Source organism: bacterium, from assembly GCA_040755795.1.
Classification (GTDB): Bacteria; UBA9089; CG2-30-40-21; order CG2-30-40-21; family SBAY01; genus JBFLXS01.
In genome coordinates this window covers 1-1,621 of the sequence record JBFLXS010000642.1, presented here as the reverse complement: position 1 = coordinate 1,621, position 1,621 = coordinate 1, and the positions used below count along the sequence as shown (strand labels likewise).

The 1,621-nt window shown below is 35.8% G+C and carries 1 protein-coding gene; it reads left to right on the top strand.

The genetic code is table 11. The features are described from left to right. Positions 1 to 128: 128 nt before the first annotated feature. A partial coding sequence (locus AB1414_20560; protein ID MEW6609803.1) for a DPP IV N-terminal domain-containing protein occupies positions 129 to 1,621 on the top strand: 1,493 nt, incomplete at its 3' end.

Sequence of the window (1,621 nt, the reverse complement as noted above, 5' to 3'; positions counted from 1 at the left end):
GGCACTTTTTGATCTATTTGAAGAACTTGAAATACCTCAAGCTTATTATAATCATGTAACTGAGTGGTTAGGGATATTAGACCCATAAGTAATATCCATAATTCAGGAGTTTAAGGAGGATGATAAAAATGGTTAACAAAATAACAGGAAGTTTGTTAAGTTTAGTGATTATCAGTGTGAGTAGTTATACTTATGCATTTACCCCTAAAAAGGTAATAATTCCAGCAAAAGATATTAAGGAAGTTCTACCAATCCAGTGTGAATTTTCAAGTCCTAATTATGTTACCTATTCCCCTGATGGAACAAAGATACTTTATACTCTACTCGAAAATTATCTTTATGGAGTGATAATTTTTGAAGATTTAATTACAGGGAGTGAAACCTGCCTAACTTACCCCTATGAGATAGATACACCTGCAGATGGAGATGCACGAGAGCCAGATTTCTCACCAGATGGGACACAAATTGTGTTTAGTTTAAAAAAAGATAAGGATTTCACCCCTCAAATTTGGAAGATGGATGTAGATGGGTCAAATAAGAGACAATTGACTACTTTTAAAGAAGAGTTTCTGTGGTTGTCTCCTAAGTGGTCTCCTGATGGGAAAAAAATATTGGTATATCTTGCTCATGATCATATTTGTCTTATTAATGTAGAGGATTGGAGTGTAATAAAAATTCCAAGTGCTATAGGAGGAGCTAGAGGAGACTGGTCTCCAGATGGTAAAAAAATTGCTTTAATTAACAAACATAATCTTTGGATTATTAATTTTGATGGTACAAATCCAGTTCAAGTCACTACAGATGGAAAGGCAGACAGCGATTACGCTCCTTCCTGGTCACCAGATGGCTCTAAGATTGCCTATACTAAAGTGGGAAAGCATTACGGCGATTGGAATAATTCAATAGTAATTATCAATGTTGATGGTAGTGATCCAACTGAATTAATCTTACCCAATGAGTTAGGAGGTAACTGTCCTGACTGGTCACCAAATGGTAAGGAGATTATCTTTGTGGGTGTGAAGGATATTACAGGACCTTATGAAAGGCCAAAATCGGCGGCAGGGATTTATATCTTAACTCTACCACCAGAACTTCAATCTGCACCTAAGAAAGGAATAATCGGGAAGATGGGAAAAAGGAGGGATGGAGAGGTTTTTGAGGTAACAAAAGTGAAGGGAAATATGGTTATTGATAGCATTTTAAGTGAAAAGGGATGGGGAGATGTTAAGAAAATATCTATGAATAAAAAGGAAGATGTTATCTATAAACCATCTAATTGGCAAGGAGAAGAGGATTTATCTGCTCTGGCTATGGTGCAAGGAGATGATAAAAACCTATATTTAGCCATTGCGGTAAAAGATGATAATTTTGTCCAGCCATTTACAGGAGATAATATTCTCAAAGGCGACCATCTTGAGTTTTGGTTTGAAACACCAAAAGGAATATATCAATTTGGTCTATCTCCTGGAGATTTTGAGAAAATAGTCCCAGAAGTATTAGTTTGGCTACCAAAATTATCAAACCAACAAAAGCAAGATATGCTTAGAGGTATAAAAATAGCCAGCATAAAGACAAAAACAGGCTATAATCTTGAGGCAAAAATACCACTGGCTAATTTAGG